This window comes from Micromonospora mangrovicola, from assembly GCF_047200535.1.
In the GTDB taxonomy this organism is placed as follows: domain Bacteria; phylum Actinomycetota; class Actinomycetes; order Mycobacteriales; family Micromonosporaceae; genus Micromonospora.
Map to the genome: position 1 here is coordinate 16416 of NZ_JBJZOG010000016.1, position 18899 is coordinate 35314.

Sequence of the window (18899 nt, forward strand, 5' to 3'; positions counted from 1 at the left end):
GCCGAGTCTACGGTCAGCGGCGGACGTAGCTGAGCAGGCGCAGGATCTGCCAGTACAGGAAGATCAACCCGACCAGCAGCCCGAACGCGCAGTACCAGGCGTACCGGCGGGGGAGGCCGGCGCGGGCCGAGCGTTCGACCAGGTCGAAGTCGAGGACGAAGCTGAGCGCCCCGGCGATGATCGCCACCACCGAGAAGAGGTACGGGAGCCAGCCGACCTGGGCGGTCAGGCTGTAGACCGCCACTCCCTGCCGCCCGGTGAACAGGTAGGTGACCAGGTTGACCAGGCTGATCGCCACGATCCCGAGCAGGGTGCCGAGGACCAGCCGGGCCAGCCGCGGGGAGGCTCGGACGATCCGGGCCCGGTAGAGCAGGGCCATGCCGAGGAAGACACCGAAGGTGCCGATCACCGCCTGCGCCACGATGCCCGGGTAGACCAGCTCGAAGGCCCGGCTCGCCACCCCGAGCAGCAGCCCCTGGAGCACGGCGTATCCGGCGATCAGCGGCGGGTTGGTGACCTGCTTCAGCGAGATGAACAGCACCAGCGCCAGGCTCGCCAGGGCGCTGCCGGCCAGCGCCGCCGAGATCCACGCCGCCTGCGGCACGACCACCCAGGCGACCGCCGCCGTTACGCCGGTGAGCAGCAGCAGCCCCACCGTCCGGCTGACCACGTCGGCCACGGTCATCGACTCGACGGCGCCGACTCCCAGCACCTGGCGTTCGGTCCGGCCGACGTCGTCCAGTCGGTCCAGCACCGGATTGGCACTCCGCACCGCGACCTCCTCGGCGACGCGTCCCGGTCTCCACTCTCCCCCGGGCGGCCGGGCGGCGGCGGGAAAACGACGACGCCCGCCGCCGCGGTCGCGGCTGGCGGGCGTCTCCGGGAGTGTGTCGGTCAGTCGTCGCCCTGCAGGTAGCTGAGCAGGCGCAGCACCTCCAGGTAAAGCCAGACCAGGCTGACCAGGATGCCGAAGGCGGCGACCCAGGAGTAGCGCTGCGGGAGCCCCATCCGGACGCCGTTCTCGATGTTGGCGAAGTCGAGCACGAAGCTCAGCGACGCCACCACGATGCAGACCAGGCTGAAGCCGATGGCCAGCGGGCTGCCGTCGCGCAGGTGGGTGTTGAAGCCGAAGAGCGCGAGCACCAGGTTGATCATCATGGCCGCGAAGAGGCCGCCCATCACCGCGATCATGATCTTCGCGAACTTCGGGGTGGCCCGGATGACCCGCGACTTGTAGAGCATCGCCATCAGGAAGAAGACGCCGAAGGTCGCCACCACGGCCTGGAGCACGATGCCGTCGTAGAACGTGTTGAAGGTCTTGCTCACCGCGCCGAGGAAGACGCCCTCGACGACCGAGTACGCGATCACCAGCGCCGGATTGGCCATCCGGGAGAACGAGATGATCAGGCCGAGCACCAGACCGACGACGGCGCCGCCGATCCAGGCCAGACCGAGCAGCTGGTCCGGCAGCAGTGCCCAGGTGGCGGCCGCCGCGACGCCGAGGATCCCGAGCAGGGTGACCGTCTTGACGACCACGTCGTCCAGGGTCATCGGGGTCACGGTGGGCGGGGCGGCCGGGTAACCGGGGCCGGCCGGGTACTGCTGCGGGTACGGCTGGTACTGCTGCGGGTATCCGGGCTGACCGTACGGCCCGGGCTGGGCGTACCCGGCCGCCCGCTCGCGGTCGGCCGCCTGGCCGAGCCGGGCGAGCACCGGGTTCGAGGTCTTCACTTCTCAGGCCTCCCTCAGGGGGTCGATGCACGTGAACGTGCGACCTCCAGGGTAAACGGGATCCGCACCCCCGCGCCGGACCCCAAGCTGTGGGAAAGCTGAGAGTCTGGTGCCCGGGGCGGGGGTCGAACCCGCACGCCTTGCGGCAGCCGCTTTTAAGGCGGCCGTGTCTGCCGTTCCACCACCCGGGCGGGTGACACCGGCGCGCCGACACGCGGCGGTGCAGGTCTCACCGTAGCTGTTGCCCGGTGACCCGGCGTACCCCGTGCGGTCCGCGCCGTTAGGGTCGAGGCCGTGACCAGCGCCGTCCCCACGGCCCCCGGGCCCGGGCCCGGCCAGGCCGTCCGCCCCGATCGGGCGGTCGCCCGCCCGAGTCGTGCCGGCCGCCTGCTGGCCGCCGCCGTCCGGCACCGCGCCGACCTGCTGGTCGCGCTGCTCTTCGCCCTGCTCGCCGGGTGGCTCAGCCACGGGCTGTGGCCCGCCCCGGGGCAGCGGGTGCTCGCGCTCAACCCGGCGGACCAGACCCTCTACGAGTGGTTCCTGGCCGTCGACTCACGAGCCGTGCTGGGAGACTTCGGCCTGCTCACCGACCGGCTCAACGCGCCGGACGGGGTCAACCTGATGGCCAACACCACGGTGATCGCGCTCGGCGTGCTGCTCGCCCCCGTCACCCTCGCGTTCGGGGCACCGGTCAGCTTCGCCCTGCTCGTCGCCGGGAACCTGGCCGGCACTGCGGTCGCCTGGTACCTGTTCCTCACCCGCACGCTGCGGACCCGCCGGGTCGCCGCCGCGCTGGGCGCGGCGCTCTGCGGCTTCGGCCCCGGGATGCTCTCGCAGAGCAACGCCCACCTGCACATGACCGCCCAGTGGCTGGTGCCGGTGATCGTCTGGCTGGTGCTCCGGCTGCTCCGGGCCGCCGACCCGGCCGGACGCCCGGACGGGCCGGACCGCCGGCGGATGGCAAGTTCGGCAGCCGGGCTGGCCGCCGCAGTCACCGTCCAGGTCTTCATCGGCGAGGAGGTGCTCTTCCTCACCGCGCTCACCCTGCTGGTGATGGCGGTCGCCTACGGCCTGGCCGACCGGGAGCTGCTGCGCCGGGCGCTGCCGGGCTTCGCCGGCGGGTTGCTGGTGGCCGCCGGCCTGGCCGTGCTGGTGCTGGGCTACCCGCTGTGGCACCAGTTCGCCGGGCCGCAGGGCGTCGTCGACGGCATGTTCAGTCCGTACTACTTCTCCGCCGACCTGACGAGCTGGTCGACCCTCTCCCCGCTGTCGGTGCTGGGCAGCGACGCCTCGTCCCGGCTGACCACCGGGCCGGCCGAGTACAACGCCTTCCTCGGCTGGCCGCTGCTGCTGGTCGGCATCGGCTGCGCGGTCTGGCTCGGTCGCCGCCCGCTGGTGGCCGCCTGCTTCGCCGGCGGGCTGGTGATGGCCGTCCTGTCGCTCGGCCCCGAGGTGGTGGTCGGCGGTGAGCGGACCGGGGTGCCCGGACCGTACGCCCTGCTGGCGGGGCTGCCGGTGGTGGACGGCGCACTGCCGATGCGGTTCGCCCTGGCGGTGCTGCCGCTGGCCGGCACGGTGCTGGCACTCGCCATGGACCGGGCCCTCGCGGAGCGTGGCCGGGCCCGGCGGCTGGTGCCCCTGGCCGTCGGCGCGGCCCTGCTCAGCGCCTTCCCGGCACCGCTGCCCACCGCCGACCGCCCGGCGCTGCCCGAGTTCATCACCGCCGGTCACTGGCGGCAGTGCGTACGACCCGGCGGGGTGCTGGTGCCGGTGCCCGCAGCCACCCCGGCGGACCCGTGGCCGATGCGCTGGGGCACCGCCGCCGACGCCGCGTTCGGCATGCCGGAGGGCTTCTTCATCGGCCCGTACGGCAAGGACGGCTCGGCGGTGATGGGCACCTACAAGCGGCCGACCTCGGCCCTGCTGGCCGACGTGGCCAAGCGCGGGGTGCCGCCGGCGATCGGGGACCAGCAGCGGCGGCAGGCCGCACGGGACATCGAGTTCTGGGGCGCCTCCTGCGTGGCGTTGACCGACGACGCCCCGCACGCGGAGACGCTGCGGCGGACCCTGGAGCAGCTCTTCGGACCCGGCGCCCGGGTCGCCGACGCCTGGACCTGGCGGTTCTGATCACACCTCGCGGCGGGCCGCACGGGCCCGCTCGTCCCCCGGCGCCCGCACGCGGTTGGCGGAAGACTCCGGAGCGGTATGCCGCGGCGGCATGAATATGCCTCAGCGGCATACCGCTCGGCAGTGAACATCCGCCCCGACGACGTCACGCGGAGTCACGCCGTCCGGGCTCGCGAGACGCGCGGAGCACGGGAAAGGGGTCCTTCCCGCTGGAAGGACCCCTTTCCCGGCCGATTCAGCGCGCGGCGCCGACCGGCGCGGACGCCTCGGCGAACTCCTCGCGCGGGTCGTGCAGCTGACCCAGCGCGACCACCTCACGCTTGAGGAAGAACGCCAGGCTCCAGTCGACCACGACCCGGACCTTCCGGTTGAAGGACGGGATCCGCGACATGTGGTACGTGCGGTGCATGAACCACGCCGGCCAACCGGTCATCTTCACGCCGTAGACCTGGGCCACGCCCTTGTGCAGGCCGAGGCTGGCCACGCTGCCCGCGTGCTTGTGCTTGTAGTCGACCGGTTCGCGCCCGCGGATCACGTTCACGATGTTGTCGGCCATCCGGGCGGCCTGCCGGACCGCGTGCTGCGCGCTCGGCGAGCAGAAGTTGCCCGGCTCCTTGGTCAGGTCCGGCACGGCGGCGCAGTCACCGGCGCTCCAGGCGCCCTCGACCACCCGGTCACCGTCCACGATCTGCAGGGTGGGCAGGCACGTGACGCGGCGGCGCTCGTCCCGCGGGAAGTCGGTGGCGTCGAGCATCGGCGACGGCTTGACGCCGGCCGTCCAGACGATGGTGTCCGCCGCGAAGCTGTCCCCGTCGGAGAGCTTGACGATGCCGCCTTCGCAGGACTCCAGCCGGGTGTCCAGGCGGATGTCCATGTTCCGCTTGAGCAGCTGCTGCACCGTGTAGGCGCCCATGTCCCGATCGACCTCGGGCAGCACCCGCTGGGTGGCCTCGACCAGAACCCAGCGCATCTCCTCCGGCTTGAGCTCGGGGTAGTAGCGCAGCGCGTCGCGGGCCATGTCCTCCATCTCGGCGAGCGCCTCGATGCCGGCGTAGCCGCCGCCGACGAAGACGAAGGTCAGCGCGCGCTGGCGGACCTCCGGGTCGGTCGTGGCGGCGGCCACGTCGAGCCGGTCCAGCACGTAGTTGCGCAGGAAGATGGCCTCGCCGATGGTCTTGAACCCGACGCCGTGCTCGTGCAGGCCGGGGATCGGCAGCGTGCGCGAGACCGAACCGGGGGCGACCACCACGTGGTCGTACTCCACCTCGCGGGTCGGGCCGCTGATCGGCTGCACGATCGCGGTCTTGCGGTCGTGGTCGATCCGGGTGACCGTACCGGCCAGCACCGTGCACTTGCGCAACTCCCGCCGCAGCGGCACCACCGCGTGCCGGGGCGAGATGTTGCCCGCCGAAGCCTCGGGGAGGAACGGCTGGTACGTCATGTGCGGCTGCGGGTCGACGACGATGACCTCGGCCTCACGGGAGCTCAGCTTCTTGGACAGGCGCAGAGCGGCGTACAGGCCCACGTGCCCGGCACCAACGACAAGGATCCGCTTCGGATTCACGTCATCCATCTTTCCCCGGGCGGCTCGGCTAATCCCGTTCGAGACCCGCTTCTGTGACGGATCACAACCCCTGTGACCTGCGCAACGTCCCCGGATGTCCCGCTATCTGCGACGCAGGAGCCAGCCGAGGAGAGCGCTGAGCCCTACCGCGACCAGCAGTCCGGCGACGGTGGCCACCTGGGAACCGCGATCCCCGCCGACCCCGCCCAGCCAGGCCAGCACGATGCCGAGCACGGCGCTCGCCAGCACCACCCCACCGGCCCGGGCCAGCCAGCGCAGCACCAGGTCGGGATCGACCACCGCGTCGAACGGCAGCAGCGCCGCGAGGGCGCAGAGGGTGTGCGCCAGGTAGAGCAGGGTCGCCACGGCCACCAGCCGCCAGAGCGCCGGCGGCCGGTCGAAGCCGACCGTGGCGAGCAGCCAGCCACCGACCGTGACCAGCGCCGCGAAGGTCGGCCAGACCCGGCGCGGCCCGACCGCCGGCAGCACCGCCACCACCGCCAGGGCGAGCAGCGAGCGCGGGACGAACGCCTGCACCGGGTACGCGACCAGGAACCCGACCAGCACGGTGAGGAAGATGCCGGCGCGGACCAGCAGCGGGGTGGGACTGATCCGGTTGATCGCGTACCGCACCGCACGGCCCCGCTCGTGCAGCCCTTCGACGAGATCGTTCAAGACGGCCAACCTTCGGTCGCGACTGCGGGACTCCGCTCCGCTGCGTTCCTCGCGCTCACCGGCCGCCCACCCGCGGGGCGGTGGCCAGGCGGGCCACATCGCGCAGCACCTGGTCGAGGCTGCCGGCACCGGCCCAGCGCACCACCGGCACGCCGTGCTCCCGCAGCTGACCGATCATCGTCTCCCGGTCCAGCCGCCACAGCCGGTACGCCACCTCCGCCCAGCCCCGGTCCTTCGGCGACGGCAGGTCGGCCGGGAGGGTGTCCACCGCCACCACGAACCGCCCGCCCCGGGCCATCCGGGCCAGCATCTGGGCCGAGCGCTCGTCGAGCAGCGGGGTGAGCACCACCACCAGGGCGTCCGACGACAGCAGCTGCGGGCCGAAGATCAGGTCGTACGGCTCGTGCGGGGAGGACTCGGCCTTGACGTCGAGCAGCCACTCCAGCACGGTCAGATACTGCCGGCGGCCGGTGGCCGGGCGGAGCCGGCGGGCGGCCGGCCCGTACTCCAGCAACGCCACCCGGTCGCCCCGGTGCAGGTAGTGCTCGGCGATGGCGGCGGCCGCCCGCACGGTGGTGTCCAGCACCGTCGCCGGTCCCCGGACCCCACCGGAGCGGCCCGCCTCGGCCAGCACGTCGAGCAGGACCACCACCTCGGCGTCCCGGTCGGAGAGGGTGGCCGCGACGTGCAGCTGCCGGGCCCGCAGGGAGACCCGCCAGTCGATCCGGCGCAGCCGGTCCCCGGGGGCGAAGACGCGTACCCCGGCCAGCTCGCCGCCCTCCCCCGGCCGCCGGGAATGGTGCGCCCCGACCAGGCCCGCCGCCCGCGGCATCGCCTCGACCGCCTCGAACGGCTCGGTCATCGGGTAGACGCGCATCCGGACCGGGTCGGTGATCACCGACCGGGAGACCAGCAGCCCGTCGGCGACCGCCACCCGGGTGCCGGCCGGGCCGATCGGGTGCCGGCCCCAGCGCAGGGCCGTCCCGGTCAGCGACAGGTCCACGGCGGTGCCGCGGGGCACCGAGGTGACGAAGGGCCGGTCCGCGCCGCCGGAGCGGCTCACATCCACCCCGGTACCGCCGAAGCCGACCTTCTCCACCCGCAGCCAGCGGGACATCCGGGTCCGCACCACCGCCACGTCGTACGACACGGCGTCCGGGTTCGCGACGGTGACCGTGGCGGCCATCGGCGAGCCTTCGACCAGGTGCGTGTCGCCGGTGCCGACCTCCAACCCGGGCAGCGTGACGGGCCGCCGGCGCAGCCCGTACACGGTGCCCAGGGCGAACGGCGTGGCCAGCACCACCAGGTCGATCCGCCCGAGCAGCACGGCCGCGACGAGCAGCAGCCCGGTGAGCAGCACGGCCCGGCCGAGCGCCCAGGTGGGCGCCCAGCCGCCGGCCGGATCGTTACGGTCGGCCATCAGCGCCCGACGGGCCCGGCCGCGTAACTGGGCAGGGCGCCGCTGGCCGGGGCGGGCGTGGACTCCAGCACCTCGCCGACGACGAAGGACGGGTCGACCCGGCGCAGCCACATCTCCGGGCGGAGCGTGATCCGGTGCGCCAGGGCGGGCACCGCCACCGACTTGACGTCCTCCGGCACCACGTAGTCACGGTTGGCGAACACCGCCCGGACCCGCGACAGCAGCAGCAGCGCCAGTGAACCGCGCGGTGAGGCGCCGACCAGCACCGACGGATGCTCCCGGGTGGCCGCCGTCAGCGCCACGATGTACCGGCCGATGGAGTCCTCGACGACGACGTCCTCCAGCGCGGCCTGCATGCCGCGCAGCGTGCCGGCGTCCACCACCGGCTTGATCTCGGCCTCCTCGCGGCGGCGGGCGATCCGCCGGCGCAGCACGTCCCACTCCTCCTCGTGATCCGGGTAGCCGAACGACACCCGGAGCAGGAACCGGTCGAGCTGCGCCTCCGGCAGCGGGTACGTCCCCTCGTACTCGATCGGGTTCGCGGTGGCCAGCACGTGGAACGGCTCGTCCAGCCGGTAGGTGACGCCCTCGACCGACACCTGCTTCTCCTGCATCGCCTCCAGCAGCGCCGACTGGGTCTTCGGCGGGGTGCGGTTGATCTCGTCGGCGAGGAGCAGGTTGGTGAAGACCGGACCGGCGCGGAACGAGAAGTCCCCGCTGCGCTGGTCGTACAGGAAGGAGCCGGTGACGTCGGCGGGGAGCAGGTCCGGGGTGAACTGGAGGCGGCGGAAGTCCAGCCCCAGGGCCTGCGCGAACGACCGGGCGGTCAGCGTCTTGCCCAGGCCGGGCAGGTCCTCCAGCAGCACGTGGCCGCCGGCCAGGATGCCGGCGAGGACCAGCTCCAGAGCCTCCCGCTTGCCGACCACGACCGTGCCGACCGCCTCCAGCACCGCCCGGGCCAGCCGGCCCACCTCGGCGGGGGGAATGCTCCGGTCCACGTCGTTCATCACAGCTTCTCCAGTTCGGCGACGATCACCGCGAGATCGCGCGGCGACGGGGGGCGGCGGGAGGGGGTGCCGAGGAACGTCCACAGGGGCTCTCCCAGCAGGGTGCGGGCACGGGCGGGGTCGGACTCGCGGGTGATGCCGTGCTTCTGGCGCAGCCGTTCGTCGGCCAGCTCGCCGAGGCGCGGCAGGACCCGCTCGGCGAACCGCTCCCGGTTGCCGGCGCACCAGTCCAGCGGCCGCTCCCAGCCGTTGATCGCGGCGCGCAACGCGTCCCGCGCGGCCCAGTTCCAGGTGCCCGGCTCCTCACCGGCGGGCGCCCTCGCCCCGGCCCGGGGCGGCGGCGGAGGCGACAGCGCGGCGGTGACGCGGCGGACGGCGAGCACGGCGAGCACGCCCGCCACGATGATCCAGAGCGAGACCTGGAGGCCGACCGCGCGCAGCCCGACCAGCAGGACCACCACGATCGCCGCGGTGACGGCGAGCGTACGCAGCACCGGCCGCAGTCGCGCGGGCCGTTCGTCGCCCGGCTCCCCGACCGGCTCCTCGGCGAACGACAGCAGGTCGTCGATGCTGGTGCTCATGCCGGCACCTCCGCGGAGCCGGCGGCGGCCAGGCTGGTCAGTTCGCCGCGCAGCCGGCGCAGCGCGGCCCGGGCCTGGTCACGCATCCGCCCGTCAACGGTGTGGGTGGCGTACCGGGCCTCCCGGTAGACGTGCGCGAAGCCGTCCAGCACGTCCGCGCTGGCGATCGCCGGGACACCGGCCGCCGGGTCCCCGCGCAGCAGCCGGCCGACCAGGTCGGTGGGGGTGTCCCCGGCGAGCCGGGGCACTCCGGCCTCTTCGGCGGCCTCCTCCAGCCGGACCCAGCAGGCGATCACCGCGGTCCGTGGGTCGGTGTCCCGGTCGTCCAACTCCACCAGGCCGGCGTCCAGCACGGCGACCACCTCACGGGCGGTGCCCTCGGCGGTGCGCCGGGTCCGCTGCGTCGGCACCGCCCGGGTGGTCCGCCGCAGCGCCCCGACGAGCACCGTCCACAGCACGTACCCGACGACGGCCAGCACCCCCAGTGCGAGCAGGACGGCCGCCGCCCAGAGGACCCACCCGGGCAGCTCGACGGAGGTGGTCGGCCCGGCGTCCCGCAGGTCCACGGGGAACGACGGGGACGGCTCCGCGGTGGGGTAGTCCGGCACGTACGGGATGGTGTCGGCGGCGGGCGGGATCCGGCTGGCCCCGATCGAGGAGTGCCCGGCGGCGAGCGCGGCCACGGCCAACAACAGGGTCACCGCAGCGACCGGCCACCACCTGCGCAGCACGCCGAGGTCCATCCCACCGCCCTACGCGTTCCTCAGTCCACCCCGGCCAACCGCTTCGCCCGGGCGAACACCTCGTCCAACATCGCCGGTGTCAACCGCCCGGTGAAGGTGTTCTGCTGGCTGACGTGGTAACAGCCGAGCAATTCCGGTGCTGACCCGCCGGACCAGTGTGCCCCATGGCCGAACGCCGGTCGCGGCGTGGGCAGGCGGCAGGCGTACACGTCGCGCAGGACCGGCCACCACGCGGCCCAGGCGAACGCACCCAGCGCGACCACGACGCGCAGGGTAGGCCGGATCAGCGCGACCTCGCGGTGCAGCCACGGCGCGCAGGTGTCCCGCTCCACCGGGGTGGGCTTGTTGTCCGGCGGCGCGCAGCGCACGGCGGCGAAGATCCGGGTGTCCCGCAGGGTGAGGCCGTCGTCGGCGGCGACGCTGGTCGGCTGGTTGGCCAGGCCCGCGCGGTGCAGCGCGGCGAAGAGCACGTCGCCGGAGCGGTCGCCGGTGAAGATCCGACCGGTGCGGTTGCCGCCGTGGGCGGCGGGCGCCAGGCCGATGATGCCGATCCGGGCGTCGGGCGGACCGAAGCCGGGCACGGGACGTCCCCAGTACGCCTGGTCGCGGAATGCGGCCCGCTTCGTCCGGGCGACCTCCTCCCGCCAGGCGACCAGTCGCGGGCAGGCGAAGCAGTCGGTCACCGCGCCGTCGAGGTCGGTCAGGTCGGTCGCCCGCGCGGCGCGGGCGACCACCTCGGCGGGGGTACGCGGCTCAGCCAAGCCTGGCCCGGAAGAGTTCCAGCGTGCGGGCCCAGGCGGTGGCGGCGGCCCGCTGGTCGAAGTGCTCGGGCCGGTCCTCGTTGAAGAACGCGTGCGCCGTGCCCGGGTAGTCGTACGTCTGGCAGCTGCCACCGGCGGCCTCGATGGCCCGGCGCACGCTCTGCACCCCGTCGGCGGCGGAGGTGCCGTCCGCCTCGGAGCAGTGGATGAGAGCGGACTTGCCGGCATAGTCGGCCCAGTCGGTGCGCATGCCCTCCCAGGGCAGCCGCGGATAGAAGCCGGCGGTGGCGGCGATCCGCTTCGAGAACGTCCCGGACCACAGGGCCAGGCTGGCGCCGGCACAGAACCCGGCGCAGCCGATTTTGCCGGTGACCTCGGGGCGTCCGGCCAGGAACTCCGCGGCGGCGGCGATGTCCGTCGCCGCCTCGTCCATCTGCGTGCTGTTCAGCATCTGCCGGGGCTCACTGGGCTTGCTGGCCGGGCCGCCGTGCCGGAAGTCCGGCGCGAGGGCGACGAAGCCGGCCTCCGCGAAGCGGTCGACCACCGCGCGTACGTGGGGCACCAGACCCCACCAGTCCTGGATGACGATGACCGCCGGGCTGGCCGCACCGCCGGAGGGTATCGCGAGATACCCCTCGCTCGTCCCTCCGTTGCCGGTGAAGCTCACCATCTCGCCCATGGGCGCGTCCTCCTAGCGGTCAGTCATCGTTGGCTGGTCGCACAGTGGGTGTTACGTGCGGGTAGCCTGCCACGCCGTCACGGCCCGGGGAAGACGCGCGACGAGTGGCATTCACCTCCCGATCGCCGTGTTCGGGGACACGGCGACGGCGCGGGCCGCGGCCCGCGCCGTCGTGGACCGTGCGGAAGGTCAGGCCTTCTTGGTCAGGCAGAGCAGGTAGTACTTGTCCCCGCTCCGCTCGCCGCCGTAGAAGACGTAGCCGTCGTCACCCTCCTTGAAGTACTGGTCGCAGCCGTCGCCGGACTGCGCCTGCGCCTCGGTCTGGTGGTCGAGCCGACCGACCACGGTGTACGCCGCCTCGGTGGAGGTGCACTCCACCACCTTCGCGCCGTCGACGTCCTTCTCCTGCCCCTCGGCCACCTCGGGCAGCTGCGCGATGCACTGGCCGACCTTGGCCTGCTCGGTGTCGTCGCGGTGCTCCCAGAAGCGCAACGCGCCCTTCGCCGCGCCGACGGCCACGACGGCGAGGATGACGCCGACGACGCCGAGGACCTTCCGGCCCTTGGACTTTCCAGCCTCCGCCGGCGGCTGCCCCGGTGCGGCCGGCTCGGCCGGCTCGGGCTGCGGGGTGGGGGGCGGTGCGACCTGCTCTGACACGGGTGTTCCTTCCGAGGGGTGACGAAGCAGACGACACCGTAGCGATCTTGTCCGCGCCACCCCCTCATCCGTTCAGCCAATTCCCAGCTTCCGCCACCAGCAGCGGTCTGCTCGGTTGCCCGGACGGCTCAGCGGGTCGGCGCCGGGGCGGGTGCCGCAGGCTCGGGGGTACCGGCCGGCGGGCCGCCGGGGAGCGGTGTCGCGCTGCCGGTCGGGGCCGCCGTCGTGGGTGACGCGCTCACGGTCGGCGCGGGCGGCGGCGTGGACGGCGTCGGCGGCGCGAATGGTGCCTGCTCCGGGCAGTACGGGTAGACGTTGCGGGGCGGCGGCACGATCCCGCTCCCGTCGACGCAGGTGGGCCAGCCGAGCCGGATCGGCACGCCGTTCTGGTCGAAGAGGCGGGCGTTGCGGACCAGCCGGCCCTGCTCGTCGTAGACGAAGACGTCCTGGACCGAGTCGTACCGGTCGCCGATCGAGACGTCGTGGTAGCTGCGGAACTCGTCCGAGCTGGCGTGCTGGTCCACGTTGACCAGCGCGGCAAAGGAGAAGAGCAGCAGGACAGCCGTGCCGAGGCGCAGCAGCCGCCGCGGCCAGCCCCGCAGGCCGGCGGAGCGGTGGCCCAGCCAGACCGAGGCGAGAACCGCCCCGGCGAGGAGGAACAGCCCGGCCAACGCGCTGCCGTCGAGTCGAGGCAGCAGCCCGGACGGCTCGCCGAGCACGGCGGAGACCAGCAGGGCGGCCAGCCAGCCGCGCAGCAGCCACCAGGCAGGGCGCAACGGGCGGAGGAACTCGCTCACCGAGGCGTGCCCGAGCAGCGGGCCGAGCTGGGTGTCGAGGCCGCGTAGTCGGGCGGCGGCCCGGGCCCGGGCGGCGGCGAGCCTCTGGCCTGCGGCCGTCCGGCCGGCACCATCCGCGCCGGCCGCGGCGCGCAGCTCGGCCGCGTACGCCTCCGGCTCGCCGAGCCGGCCGACCAGCGCGCCGTCGGTCTCGGCGGCCACCTCGGCGAGGTGCTCCGGGAGGTCGTCGGTCAACTCGTCCCGGACGGCGGGTGGCAGGTCGGCCAGGGCGGCCCGCACCCGGTCGACGTAGTCCGCGATCTCCTGCCCAGTGACGGTCATGCCGCCGTCCCCCGATCGTCGAGCAGTGCGTCCATGGTGGTGGCGAAGGAGCGCCAGGTCTTTCCGGAGCGGGCTAGCTGGTCCCGGCCGGCGGCGTTGAGCGCGTAGTACTTGCGGTGCGGGCCGGATTCGCTCGGCACCACGTACGTGGTCAGCAGGCCGGCGGCGAAGAGCCGGCGCAGGGTGCCGTAGACCGAGGCGTCGCCGACCTCCTCCAGGCCGGCCTCGCGCAGCCGGCGGAGGATGTCGTAGCCGTAGCCGTCCTCGTCCTTGAGCACGGCAAGCACGGCCAGATCGAGCACGCCCTTGAGGAGCTGAGTGGTGTCCACGCTCAGCACAGTAGTGTGTATTGCGAAGTACCGTCAACGAAACAGTAGCTTCTCCCCCCGCCCACCGGTCGTAGGGTCGAGGCATGTCGTGGAGCAGCTACGCGTCGTTCCTGGTCTTCGCCACGGTGCTGATCCTGATCCCCGGGCCGGACTTCGCCGTGGTCACCCGCAACACGCTGGCCGCCGGTCAACGCCGTGGCTGGTGGAGCGCGGTCGGCGTGACCGCGTCGAACGCCGTGCAGGGTGTGGCCGCCGCAGCCGGCCTCGGCGCGCTCGTCGTCCGCTCCCAGCCGCTCTTCGAGACGATCCGCTGGGCCGGCGTCGCGTACCTCGGCTACCTGTGCATGCAGGCGTGGCGGTCCGCCTGGCGCGGGAAGTACCCGCCCCTGGCCGGTGCCGCCACCGCCGCGCCCGGCCAGGCGTTGGCCGGGTTCCGGCAGGGCTTCCTCTCCAACATCACCAACCCCAAGGTGCTGGCCTTCTACCTGGCTGTCCTGCCGCAATTCGTCGGCGGCCCCGCACCGCTGGGGGTGCTGCTCGCGTACGCGCTCAGCCACGCGGTGCTCAGTCTGGCGTACCTGCTGGTGCTGGTCGCGGCACTGAACCGGGCGCGCGAACTGCTGTCCCGGCGGCGGGTCCGACGCTGGCTGGACGGGCTCACCGGGGTGGCCCTGCTCGGCTTCGGCGCCCGGCTCGCCGCCGAACGCGCCTAGCTCGCCCCCGCCGCCGCTGCTTAATTTTCCCTTATGGGCCTGCTGGTCCGGACGGAAGATCGGTACCTTGCCCGGATGCGACACATCGGAACGGTGATCGCCGCGGCCGTCGTGGGCCCGCTGGCCTGGATCCTCTTCGCCCTTGGCCAGGACCGGTCGGCGCAGGCGTTCGCAGACGCGCAACAGGCCACGCCGGACAGCGGTGACCTCGTCCGCCCCGCGCTGGTGCTGGCGGCCGCCGGGCTCCTCCTCGGGGTCATCGCCACGCTACGGTTCTCCCCGCTGGGCGCGGCGCTGACCGGCCTGGGTTACTCGGCCACCTACCTGGGCCTGCTGATCAGCCCGGCCTCGATGATGGGGCTGCTCGACCGCAAACTGACCCTGGCCGGCCACCAGGTCGACCTGGCGACCCCGCTGCGAACCGGAACGACACTGCTGGTCGGCTCGCTGATGCTCGTCGGGGTGGCGAGCGTCCGCCGGTGGCAGCGGTGGCCGCAGCCCGCATCCGACGCACCCGCGGCGCTGCCGCCGGACGAGATCATCCCCTCGTCCGGGAACCGTCCGCTGGGCGTGGACGGCCTCGGCCTGGGCCAGTCCGAGCCGGAACTCGTTCAGGCCGGTGGTTCGGAATGGACCGGCTCGCTGTCGGACAGCACCACGGACAGGTTCGGGCGGTTGTCGAACTGGCCGCGCCAGACGCCACGGTGAGCCTCCTCCGCCACGGGGAGGATCCGGCCGGTGCGGTTGGCGTCAAGCCAGGGACCAGGCGATGCCGTCGAGGATGTCGTGCTCGGAGGCGACCACCGAGGGCATCCCGGCGCGCTCCATGATCACCCGGAGCACCAGCGCGCCCGCACCGATCACGTCGGCCCGGCCGGGGTGCATCACCGGGATGGCCAGCCGCTCCTCGCGGGTCTTCGCCAGCAGGTCGGCGGTGACCTCGGCGACCTGCTGGTACGACACCCGGGCGTGGTGGATGCGGGCGGGGTCGTACTCCCGCAGGCCCCGGGCGATGGCGACCACGGTGGTGACCGAACCGGCCAGCCCGACCAGGGTGGCGGCCTCGCGGCCCGGCACCGCCGTCAGCGCGCGGTCCACCGCGACGCCGATGTCGGCCTGCGCGGCGGCGACCTCGTCGAGGCCGGGCGGATCGCCGTGCAGGTGCCGCTCGGTCATCCGGACGCAGCCGATGTCCATCGAGACGGCCGCCCCGACGCCGCCCTCCCGGGTGCCCACCACAAACTCGGTCGACCCGCCGCCGATGTCCACCACCAGGTACGGCGGCTCGGCGTCGGCGGGCAGGCCGCGGACCGCGCCGGTGAAGGACAGCCGCGCCTCCTCGTCGCCGGTGACCACCTCCGGTGCCACGCCGAGGGTCTGCTCGACCATGGCGCGGAAGTCGGCGGCGTTCGAGGCGTCCCGGGACGCCGACGTGGCGCACATCCGCACCCGCTCCGCGCCGAGCTTCTCGATCTCCACCGCGTAGTCGGCGAGCGCGACGCGCGTGCGCTCGATCGCCTCGGGCGCGAGCCGGCCGGTCTTGTCGACGCCCTGGCCGAGCCGGACGATCTCCATCCGGCGGCTCAGGTCGACCAGCGGCGCCTGCGGCCCGGCGGACGGGTCGGGCAGGTCGGCGACCAGCAGTCGGATCGAGTTGGTCCCGCAGTCGATGGCGGCCACGCGCGTCGTCACGGCTGCCACCCTACGGCAGGCCCGTCCCCGGGACGCGGCGGTCGCCGGCCGGCGTAGCCGGTGATTCGGCGGAGGACCGGCGGCGGAGGCGGGTCAGTGCCCACGGCAGCCAGGGCAGCGCGCCGACCAGCACCAGCAGGGACAGCAGCGGGAACCGCCACCACCACGAGACGTTCGGCGGCGGCGGGGCGGGCGGCGGCGACACCCACGGGCGGGCGGACTTCGACCAGGCCAGGAACGCGTCGCCGACCGGGAGCAGGCCCAGGGCGTACCGCTTGGTGTGCGGGGTGTCCAGCGGCAGTCCGACCAGCTCACCGTAGTTCGCCAGCGCCCCGGCCAGCGCCGTGTCCCGCTGCACCTGGGCCGCGCCGAGGGTGACCACGGTGGCCGAGAAGCTCACCCCGAGCGGCAGCGGCCCGGAGTCCACGTCGGCCGGGCCGTCGAGACCGCGCGGGTACTCCCGGACGGCCGGCCCGAGGCCCAGCGGCGTCACCACGTACAGCTCCCGGAACCGCAGGTACTGGGCACGGGCGAAGGCCGGGTCGATCTCGCCGAGAAAGCGGTGGATGACGCTCTGCGAGGTCGCCCGGGCCACCTCCGCCGGTGCCCCGGAGGACAGCTCCACCCGGTGCGGCAGCAACCCGGTCCGGGGGTCCAGCCGCTGCCGTACGCCGTCCAGCCAGCGCCGCACCGTGGGCGCGAAGCGGGGCGGCAGCAGCGTGTCGTGCAGCCGCAACGAGGCGATCGCCACGGTGGAGTCCACCGGCCAGGCCTGCCCCGGGTATGCCGGCAAATACGGCGAGGCCGACGCATCGAACGCGGCGGCGAGGGCGGCCGACGCATCGGCGAAGCGGCGGACCTCCGCCGGGTCCCGCCGCCCCGCGTCCTGAAGGGCGAGGACGCCGCCGCGCAACCAGTTCGACCAGCCCTGGTGGAAGACCCCGTACGCGGGGGTCAGGTCGGGGCTGAACGGGGCCCGGCCGGCCGGCGACTCCAACCGCGCCAGCGCCCAGCGGGCCTCCCGCAGCGACTCGCCCCGCTCGGTCACCGGCACCCGCATGCCGCTCTCCACCCGGGCCAGCCCGTAGAGCGCGTGGGCGAAGAACCACCCTTCGGGGAACAGGGCCTGGGCATCCTCCCCCGCGCCGCCGTCCAGCGCGGCGCGCAGGAAGGTGAGCTGCCGGTCCACCCCGGCCGGCCGGCCGGTCGGGCCGGACGCGGTGGCCGGCACGACGAGACGTACCACCCCGAGCAGGGCGACGAGACCGACGAGCACGGCGACGCCCCGGCCGGCCAACCGCATGATCCGCACGCGGACAGGGTGCCGTGCCCGGTCAAGGGTGTTCAGAGGCGCAGCAGCATCCGGGTGTTGCCGAGGGTGTTCGGCTTGACCCGTTCCAGGTCGAGGAACTCGGCCACACCCTCGTCGTACGAGCGCAGCAACTGCTCGTAGACCGGCTGCGGCACCGGCGCGCCGTCGATCTCCCGGAAGCCGAACGAGCCGAAGAAGCGGGTCTCGAAGGTCAGCACGAAGATCCGGGCCACCCCCACCTCCCGGGCCGCGTCGATCAGCTCCCCGACGATCCGGTGCCCGATCTTGCGCCCCCGGCAGGCCGGGTCGACCGCCACCGTGCGGATCTCGGCCAGGTCCTCCCACATCACGTGCAGCGCGCCGCAGCCGACCACGGTGCCGTCCGGGGTGCTCGCCACCCGGAACTCCTGCACGTCCTCGTAGAGGGTGACGGTGGCCTTGCTGAGCAGCCGCCGGTCGTCGGTGTAGGTGTCGACCAGCCGCCGGATGCCACGTACGTCCCCGGTGCGGGCCCGGCGCACGCTGATCTCGTCGGCGGCGGTCATCTCACTCCGCCGCCGGGATGTCCACGCACGGGCCGGCGGCCCACCACTTCTCCACCAGCGCGAGGGTCTCGTCGCCGAACGGGTTGACCCCCGGCCCGGCGGCGAGCGCGTGCCCGAGGTGGACGTGCAGGCACTTCACCCGCCCGGGCATGCCGCCGGCCGAGATGCCGGCGATCTCCGGCACCTGGCCGATCGCCTCCCGGCGGGCCAGGTAGTCCTCGTGCGCGGCCCGGTAGCGGGCGGCCAGTTCCGGGTCCTCGGCGAGCCGCTCGGCCATCTCCTTCATCAGCCCGGCCGACTCCAGCCGGCTGCACGCCGCCGTGGCCCGGGGGCAGGTCAGGTAGAACAGCGTCGGGAAGGGCGTGCCGTCGGCCAGCCGGGGCGTCGTCTCGACCACGTCCGGCAGGCCGCACGGGCAACGGTGGGCCACCGCCCGGGTGCCGCGCGGCGGGCGTCCGAGCTGTGCGGCCACCGCGGCCAGGTCGGCCTCGGTGGCCGGTTGCCGTTCGGGCCGGGGTACGGACTCCGCCGCCGGGTCCTGCGGTGGTACGACGCTCACGGTGTCGGTGCCTGTCTCTCGTTCTGTGCTCACTTGTCGGGGCGCTCGGCGTTGGCCGCCTGCACGCTCGACCACAGGGTGTCGTACCAGGGATCGGGCGGCTTCGGCGGCCCCGCCTTCGCGCCCTTGCCGGCGTCCTTCGCGGCGCCGTCCGGGTCGGAGAGGACGACCAGCAGCGTCTCGCCGGGCTTGCCCATGAAGAAGCGTTCCCGGGCCTGCGTCCTGATGTACGCCGGATCCTGCCACTTGGCCGCCTCGGCGGTCAGCCGCTCGATCTCCGCGCGCTGGTCGGCCTGGGCGGCCTCCATCCGCGCGATGTCCGTCTGCTGGTCCAGGTAGACCCGTACCGGATAGGTGTACGCCAGGGCGAGCGCGATCAGCACCGCGAAGAGCACGGTGGCGCGCCCGGTGAAGCGCCGGGGTTGGGGTGCGGTGAGCCGCTTGACCGTGCCGCCGGCCGCCGTACGCCGGGCCGCGGCCGGACGGCTCGCGGAGCGTACGCCGTCGGCGGCCCGCGCCGCGCCCGGCGATCGGCCGGCGGCCCGCGGCTCGGCGCGGACGCCGCCGTCCCGGCCCGACGACCGGGACCGGGCCCCGGCCGGCCGGCCGGCCTGACCGGGCCGACGGGCGGGCCGCTGACCACCCGGTGTGCGGCGCTGCTGCATCGTCACACCCCTCCCCCGGAG

Annotated in this window: 21 protein-coding genes and 1 tRNA gene; 3 read left to right on the top strand and 19 right to left on the bottom strand. The window is 73.9% G+C overall.

The window, feature by feature from the left end; genetic code table 11:
* Nucleotides 1-13: 13 nt before the first annotated feature.
* The 3 genes from ACL02O_RS09380 to ACL02O_RS09390 all read right to left on the bottom strand — a co-directional run bounded on the left by ACL02O_RS09380 (nucleotide 14) and on the right by ACL02O_RS09390 (nucleotide 1922).
* Nucleotides 14-772: a Bax inhibitor-1/YccA family protein gene (locus ACL02O_RS09380; protein ID WP_412817602.1), complete on the bottom strand. Its 759-nt coding sequence runs from the start codon at nucleotides 770-772 to the stop codon at nucleotides 14-16.
* A 122-nt stretch (nucleotides 773-894) separates the two neighbouring features.
* Nucleotides 895-1731 (bottom strand): Bax inhibitor-1/YccA family protein, encoded by an 837-nt coding sequence (locus ACL02O_RS09385; RefSeq protein WP_412817603.1) that lies wholly within the window; start codon nucleotides 1729-1731, stop codon nucleotides 895-897.
* Nucleotides 1732-1838: 107 nt separating this feature from the next.
* A tRNA-Leu gene (locus ACL02O_RS09390) sits at nucleotides 1839-1922 on the bottom strand.
* Between the two features lie 103 nt (nucleotides 1923-2025).
* On the opposite strand from ACL02O_RS09390, the gene ACL02O_RS09395 reads away from it, so the two are divergent.
* Nucleotides 2026-3858, top strand: a complete 1833-nt coding sequence (locus ACL02O_RS09395; RefSeq protein ID WP_412817604.1) for a hypothetical protein — start codon at nucleotides 2026-2028, stop codon at nucleotides 3856-3858.
* A 235-nt stretch (nucleotides 3859-4093) separates the two neighbouring features.
* On the opposite strand, the gene ACL02O_RS09400 is transcribed toward ACL02O_RS09395, so the two are convergent.
* The 11 genes from ACL02O_RS09400 to ACL02O_RS09450 all read right to left on the bottom strand — a co-directional run bounded on the left by ACL02O_RS09400 (nucleotide 4094) and on the right by ACL02O_RS09450 (nucleotide 13392).
* On the bottom strand, nucleotides 4094-5422 hold the full coding sequence (locus ACL02O_RS09400) for an NAD(P)/FAD-dependent oxidoreductase (RefSeq protein ID WP_412817605.1): 1329 nt from the start codon (nucleotides 5420-5422) through the stop codon (nucleotides 4094-4096).
* Between the two features lie 102 nt (nucleotides 5423-5524).
* Nucleotides 5525-6097 carry a VIT1/CCC1 transporter family protein gene (locus ACL02O_RS09405; protein WP_412817606.1) on the bottom strand — a complete coding sequence of 191 codons (573 nt, stop codon included), beginning with the start codon at nucleotides 6095-6097 and terminating at the stop codon, nucleotides 5525-5527.
* A 55-nt stretch (nucleotides 6098-6152) separates the two neighbouring features.
* Nucleotides 6153-7517 carry a DUF58 domain-containing protein gene (locus ACL02O_RS09410; protein ID WP_412817607.1) on the bottom strand — a complete coding sequence of 455 codons (1365 nt, stop codon included), beginning with the start codon at nucleotides 7515-7517 and terminating at the stop codon, nucleotides 6153-6155.
* Complete coding sequence (locus ACL02O_RS09415) at nucleotides 7517-8524, bottom strand: AAA family ATPase (protein WP_412817608.1); 1008 nt, start codon at nucleotides 8522-8524, stop codon at nucleotides 7517-7519. The genes ACL02O_RS09410 and ACL02O_RS09415 overlap by 1 nt, the downstream gene beginning before the upstream one ends.
* Nucleotides 8524-9105 carry a hypothetical protein gene (locus ACL02O_RS09420; RefSeq protein ID WP_412817609.1) on the bottom strand — a complete coding sequence of 194 codons (582 nt, stop codon included), beginning with the start codon at nucleotides 9103-9105 and terminating at the stop codon, nucleotides 8524-8526. Before ACL02O_RS09420 ends, ACL02O_RS09415 begins: the two co-directional genes overlap by 1 nt.
* On the bottom strand, nucleotides 9102-9848 hold the full coding sequence (locus ACL02O_RS09425) for a DUF4129 domain-containing protein (RefSeq protein WP_412817610.1): 747 nt from the start codon (nucleotides 9846-9848) through the stop codon (nucleotides 9102-9104). The genes ACL02O_RS09420 and ACL02O_RS09425 overlap by 4 nt, the downstream gene beginning before the upstream one ends.
* Nucleotides 9849-9868: 20 nt before the next feature.
* Nucleotides 9869-10582 (bottom strand): uracil-DNA glycosylase, encoded by a 714-nt coding sequence (locus ACL02O_RS09430; RefSeq protein ID WP_412817670.1) that lies wholly within the window; start codon nucleotides 10580-10582, stop codon nucleotides 9869-9871.
* Nucleotides 10583-10601: 19 nt separating this feature from the next.
* Entirely contained in the window at nucleotides 10602-11288 is a 687-nt protein-coding gene (locus ACL02O_RS09435) for a dienelactone hydrolase family protein (protein WP_412817611.1), read from the bottom strand.
* A 189-nt stretch (nucleotides 11289-11477) separates the two neighbouring features.
* Nucleotides 11478-11945, bottom strand: a complete 468-nt coding sequence (locus tag ACL02O_RS09440) for an LppU/SCO3897 family protein (RefSeq protein WP_412817612.1) — start codon at nucleotides 11943-11945, stop codon at nucleotides 11478-11480.
* 128 nt (nucleotides 11946-12073) lie between these two features.
* A complete protein-coding gene (locus ACL02O_RS09445) occupies nucleotides 12074-13063 on the bottom strand; it encodes an HAAS signaling domain-containing protein (protein WP_412817613.1) in 990 nt (329 codons plus the stop codon).
* Nucleotides 13060-13392, bottom strand: a complete 333-nt coding sequence (locus ACL02O_RS09450; RefSeq protein WP_412817614.1) for a PadR family transcriptional regulator — start codon at nucleotides 13390-13392, stop codon at nucleotides 13060-13062. Before ACL02O_RS09450 ends, ACL02O_RS09445 begins: the two co-directional genes overlap by 4 nt.
* An 83-nt stretch (nucleotides 13393-13475) precedes the next feature.
* On the opposite strand from ACL02O_RS09450, the gene ACL02O_RS09455 reads away from it, so the two are divergent.
* Both ACL02O_RS09455 and ACL02O_RS09460 read left to right on the top strand, forming a co-directional pair.
* Nucleotides 13476-14105 (top strand): LysE family translocator, encoded by a 630-nt coding sequence (locus tag ACL02O_RS09455; RefSeq protein ID WP_412817615.1) that lies wholly within the window; start codon nucleotides 13476-13478, stop codon nucleotides 14103-14105.
* Nucleotides 14106-14180: 75 nt separating this feature from the next.
* Entirely contained in the window at nucleotides 14181-14813 is a 633-nt protein-coding gene (locus ACL02O_RS09460; RefSeq protein ID WP_412817616.1) for a hypothetical protein, read from the top strand.
* 42 nt (nucleotides 14814-14855) lie between these two features.
* Here ACL02O_RS09460 and ACL02O_RS09465 read toward each other — a convergent pair whose 3' ends face one another.
* From ACL02O_RS09465 to ACL02O_RS09485, 5 genes are read right to left on the bottom strand one after another with little or no spacing between them, the layout of a single operon-like run.
* Nucleotides 14856-15785: a Ppx/GppA phosphatase family protein gene (locus tag ACL02O_RS09465; protein ID WP_412817671.1), complete on the bottom strand. Its 930-nt coding sequence runs from the start codon at nucleotides 15783-15785 to the stop codon at nucleotides 14856-14858.
* Nucleotides 15786-15807: 22 nt separating this feature from the next.
* Entirely contained in the window at nucleotides 15808-17109 is a 1302-nt protein-coding gene (locus tag ACL02O_RS09470; RefSeq protein WP_459560883.1) for a hypothetical protein, read from the bottom strand.
* Nucleotides 17110-17141: 32 nt separating this feature from the next.
* Entirely contained in the window at nucleotides 17142-17654 is a 513-nt protein-coding gene (locus ACL02O_RS09475) for an amino-acid N-acetyltransferase (RefSeq protein ID WP_412817617.1), read from the bottom strand.
* Between the two features lies 1 nt (nucleotide 17655).
* Nucleotides 17656-18213, bottom strand: a complete 558-nt coding sequence (locus ACL02O_RS09480; protein WP_412817618.1) for a DUF501 domain-containing protein — start codon at nucleotides 18211-18213, stop codon at nucleotides 17656-17658.
* Nucleotides 18214-18242: 29 nt separating this feature from the next.
* On the bottom strand, nucleotides 18243-18878 hold the full coding sequence (locus tag ACL02O_RS09485) for an FtsB family cell division protein (protein WP_412817619.1): 636 nt from the start codon (nucleotides 18876-18878) through the stop codon (nucleotides 18243-18245).
* Nucleotides 18879-18899: the final 21 nt, after the last annotated feature.

Coding starts and splice junctions, on each gene's coding strand:
- ACL02O_RS09410 (WP_412817607.1), bottom strand. CDS start 7,517: ATGGCCGACCGTAACGATCCGGCCGGCGGCTGGGCGCCCACCTGGGCG.
- ACL02O_RS09415 (WP_412817608.1), bottom strand. CDS start 8,524: ATGAACGACGTGGACCGGAGCATTCCCCCCGCCGAGGTGGGCCGGCTG.
- ACL02O_RS09420 (WP_412817609.1), bottom strand. CDS start 9,105: ATGAGCACCAGCATCGACGACCTGCTGTCGTTCGCCGAGGAGCCGGTC.
- ACL02O_RS09425 (WP_412817610.1), bottom strand. CDS start 9,848: ATGGACCTCGGCGTGCTGCGCAGGTGGTGGCCGGTCGCTGCGGTGACC.
- ACL02O_RS09435 (WP_412817611.1), bottom strand. CDS start 11,288: ATGGGCGAGATGGTGAGCTTCACCGGCAACGGAGGGACGAGCGAGGGG.
- ACL02O_RS09445 (WP_412817613.1), bottom strand. CDS start 13,063: ATGACCGTCACTGGGCAGGAGATCGCGGACTACGTCGACCGGGTGCGG.
- ACL02O_RS09455 (WP_412817615.1), top strand. CDS start 13,476: ATGTCGTGGAGCAGCTACGCGTCGTTCCTGGTCTTCGCCACGGTGCTG.
- ACL02O_RS09460 (WP_412817616.1), top strand. CDS start 14,181: ATGCGACACATCGGAACGGTGATCGCCGCGGCCGTCGTGGGCCCGCTG.
- ACL02O_RS09475 (WP_412817617.1), bottom strand. CDS start 17,654: ATGACCGCCGCCGACGAGATCAGCGTGCGCCGGGCCCGCACCGGGGAC.
- ACL02O_RS09485 (WP_412817619.1), bottom strand. CDS start 18,878: ATGCAGCAGCGCCGCACACCGGGTGGTCAGCGGCCCGCCCGTCGGCCC.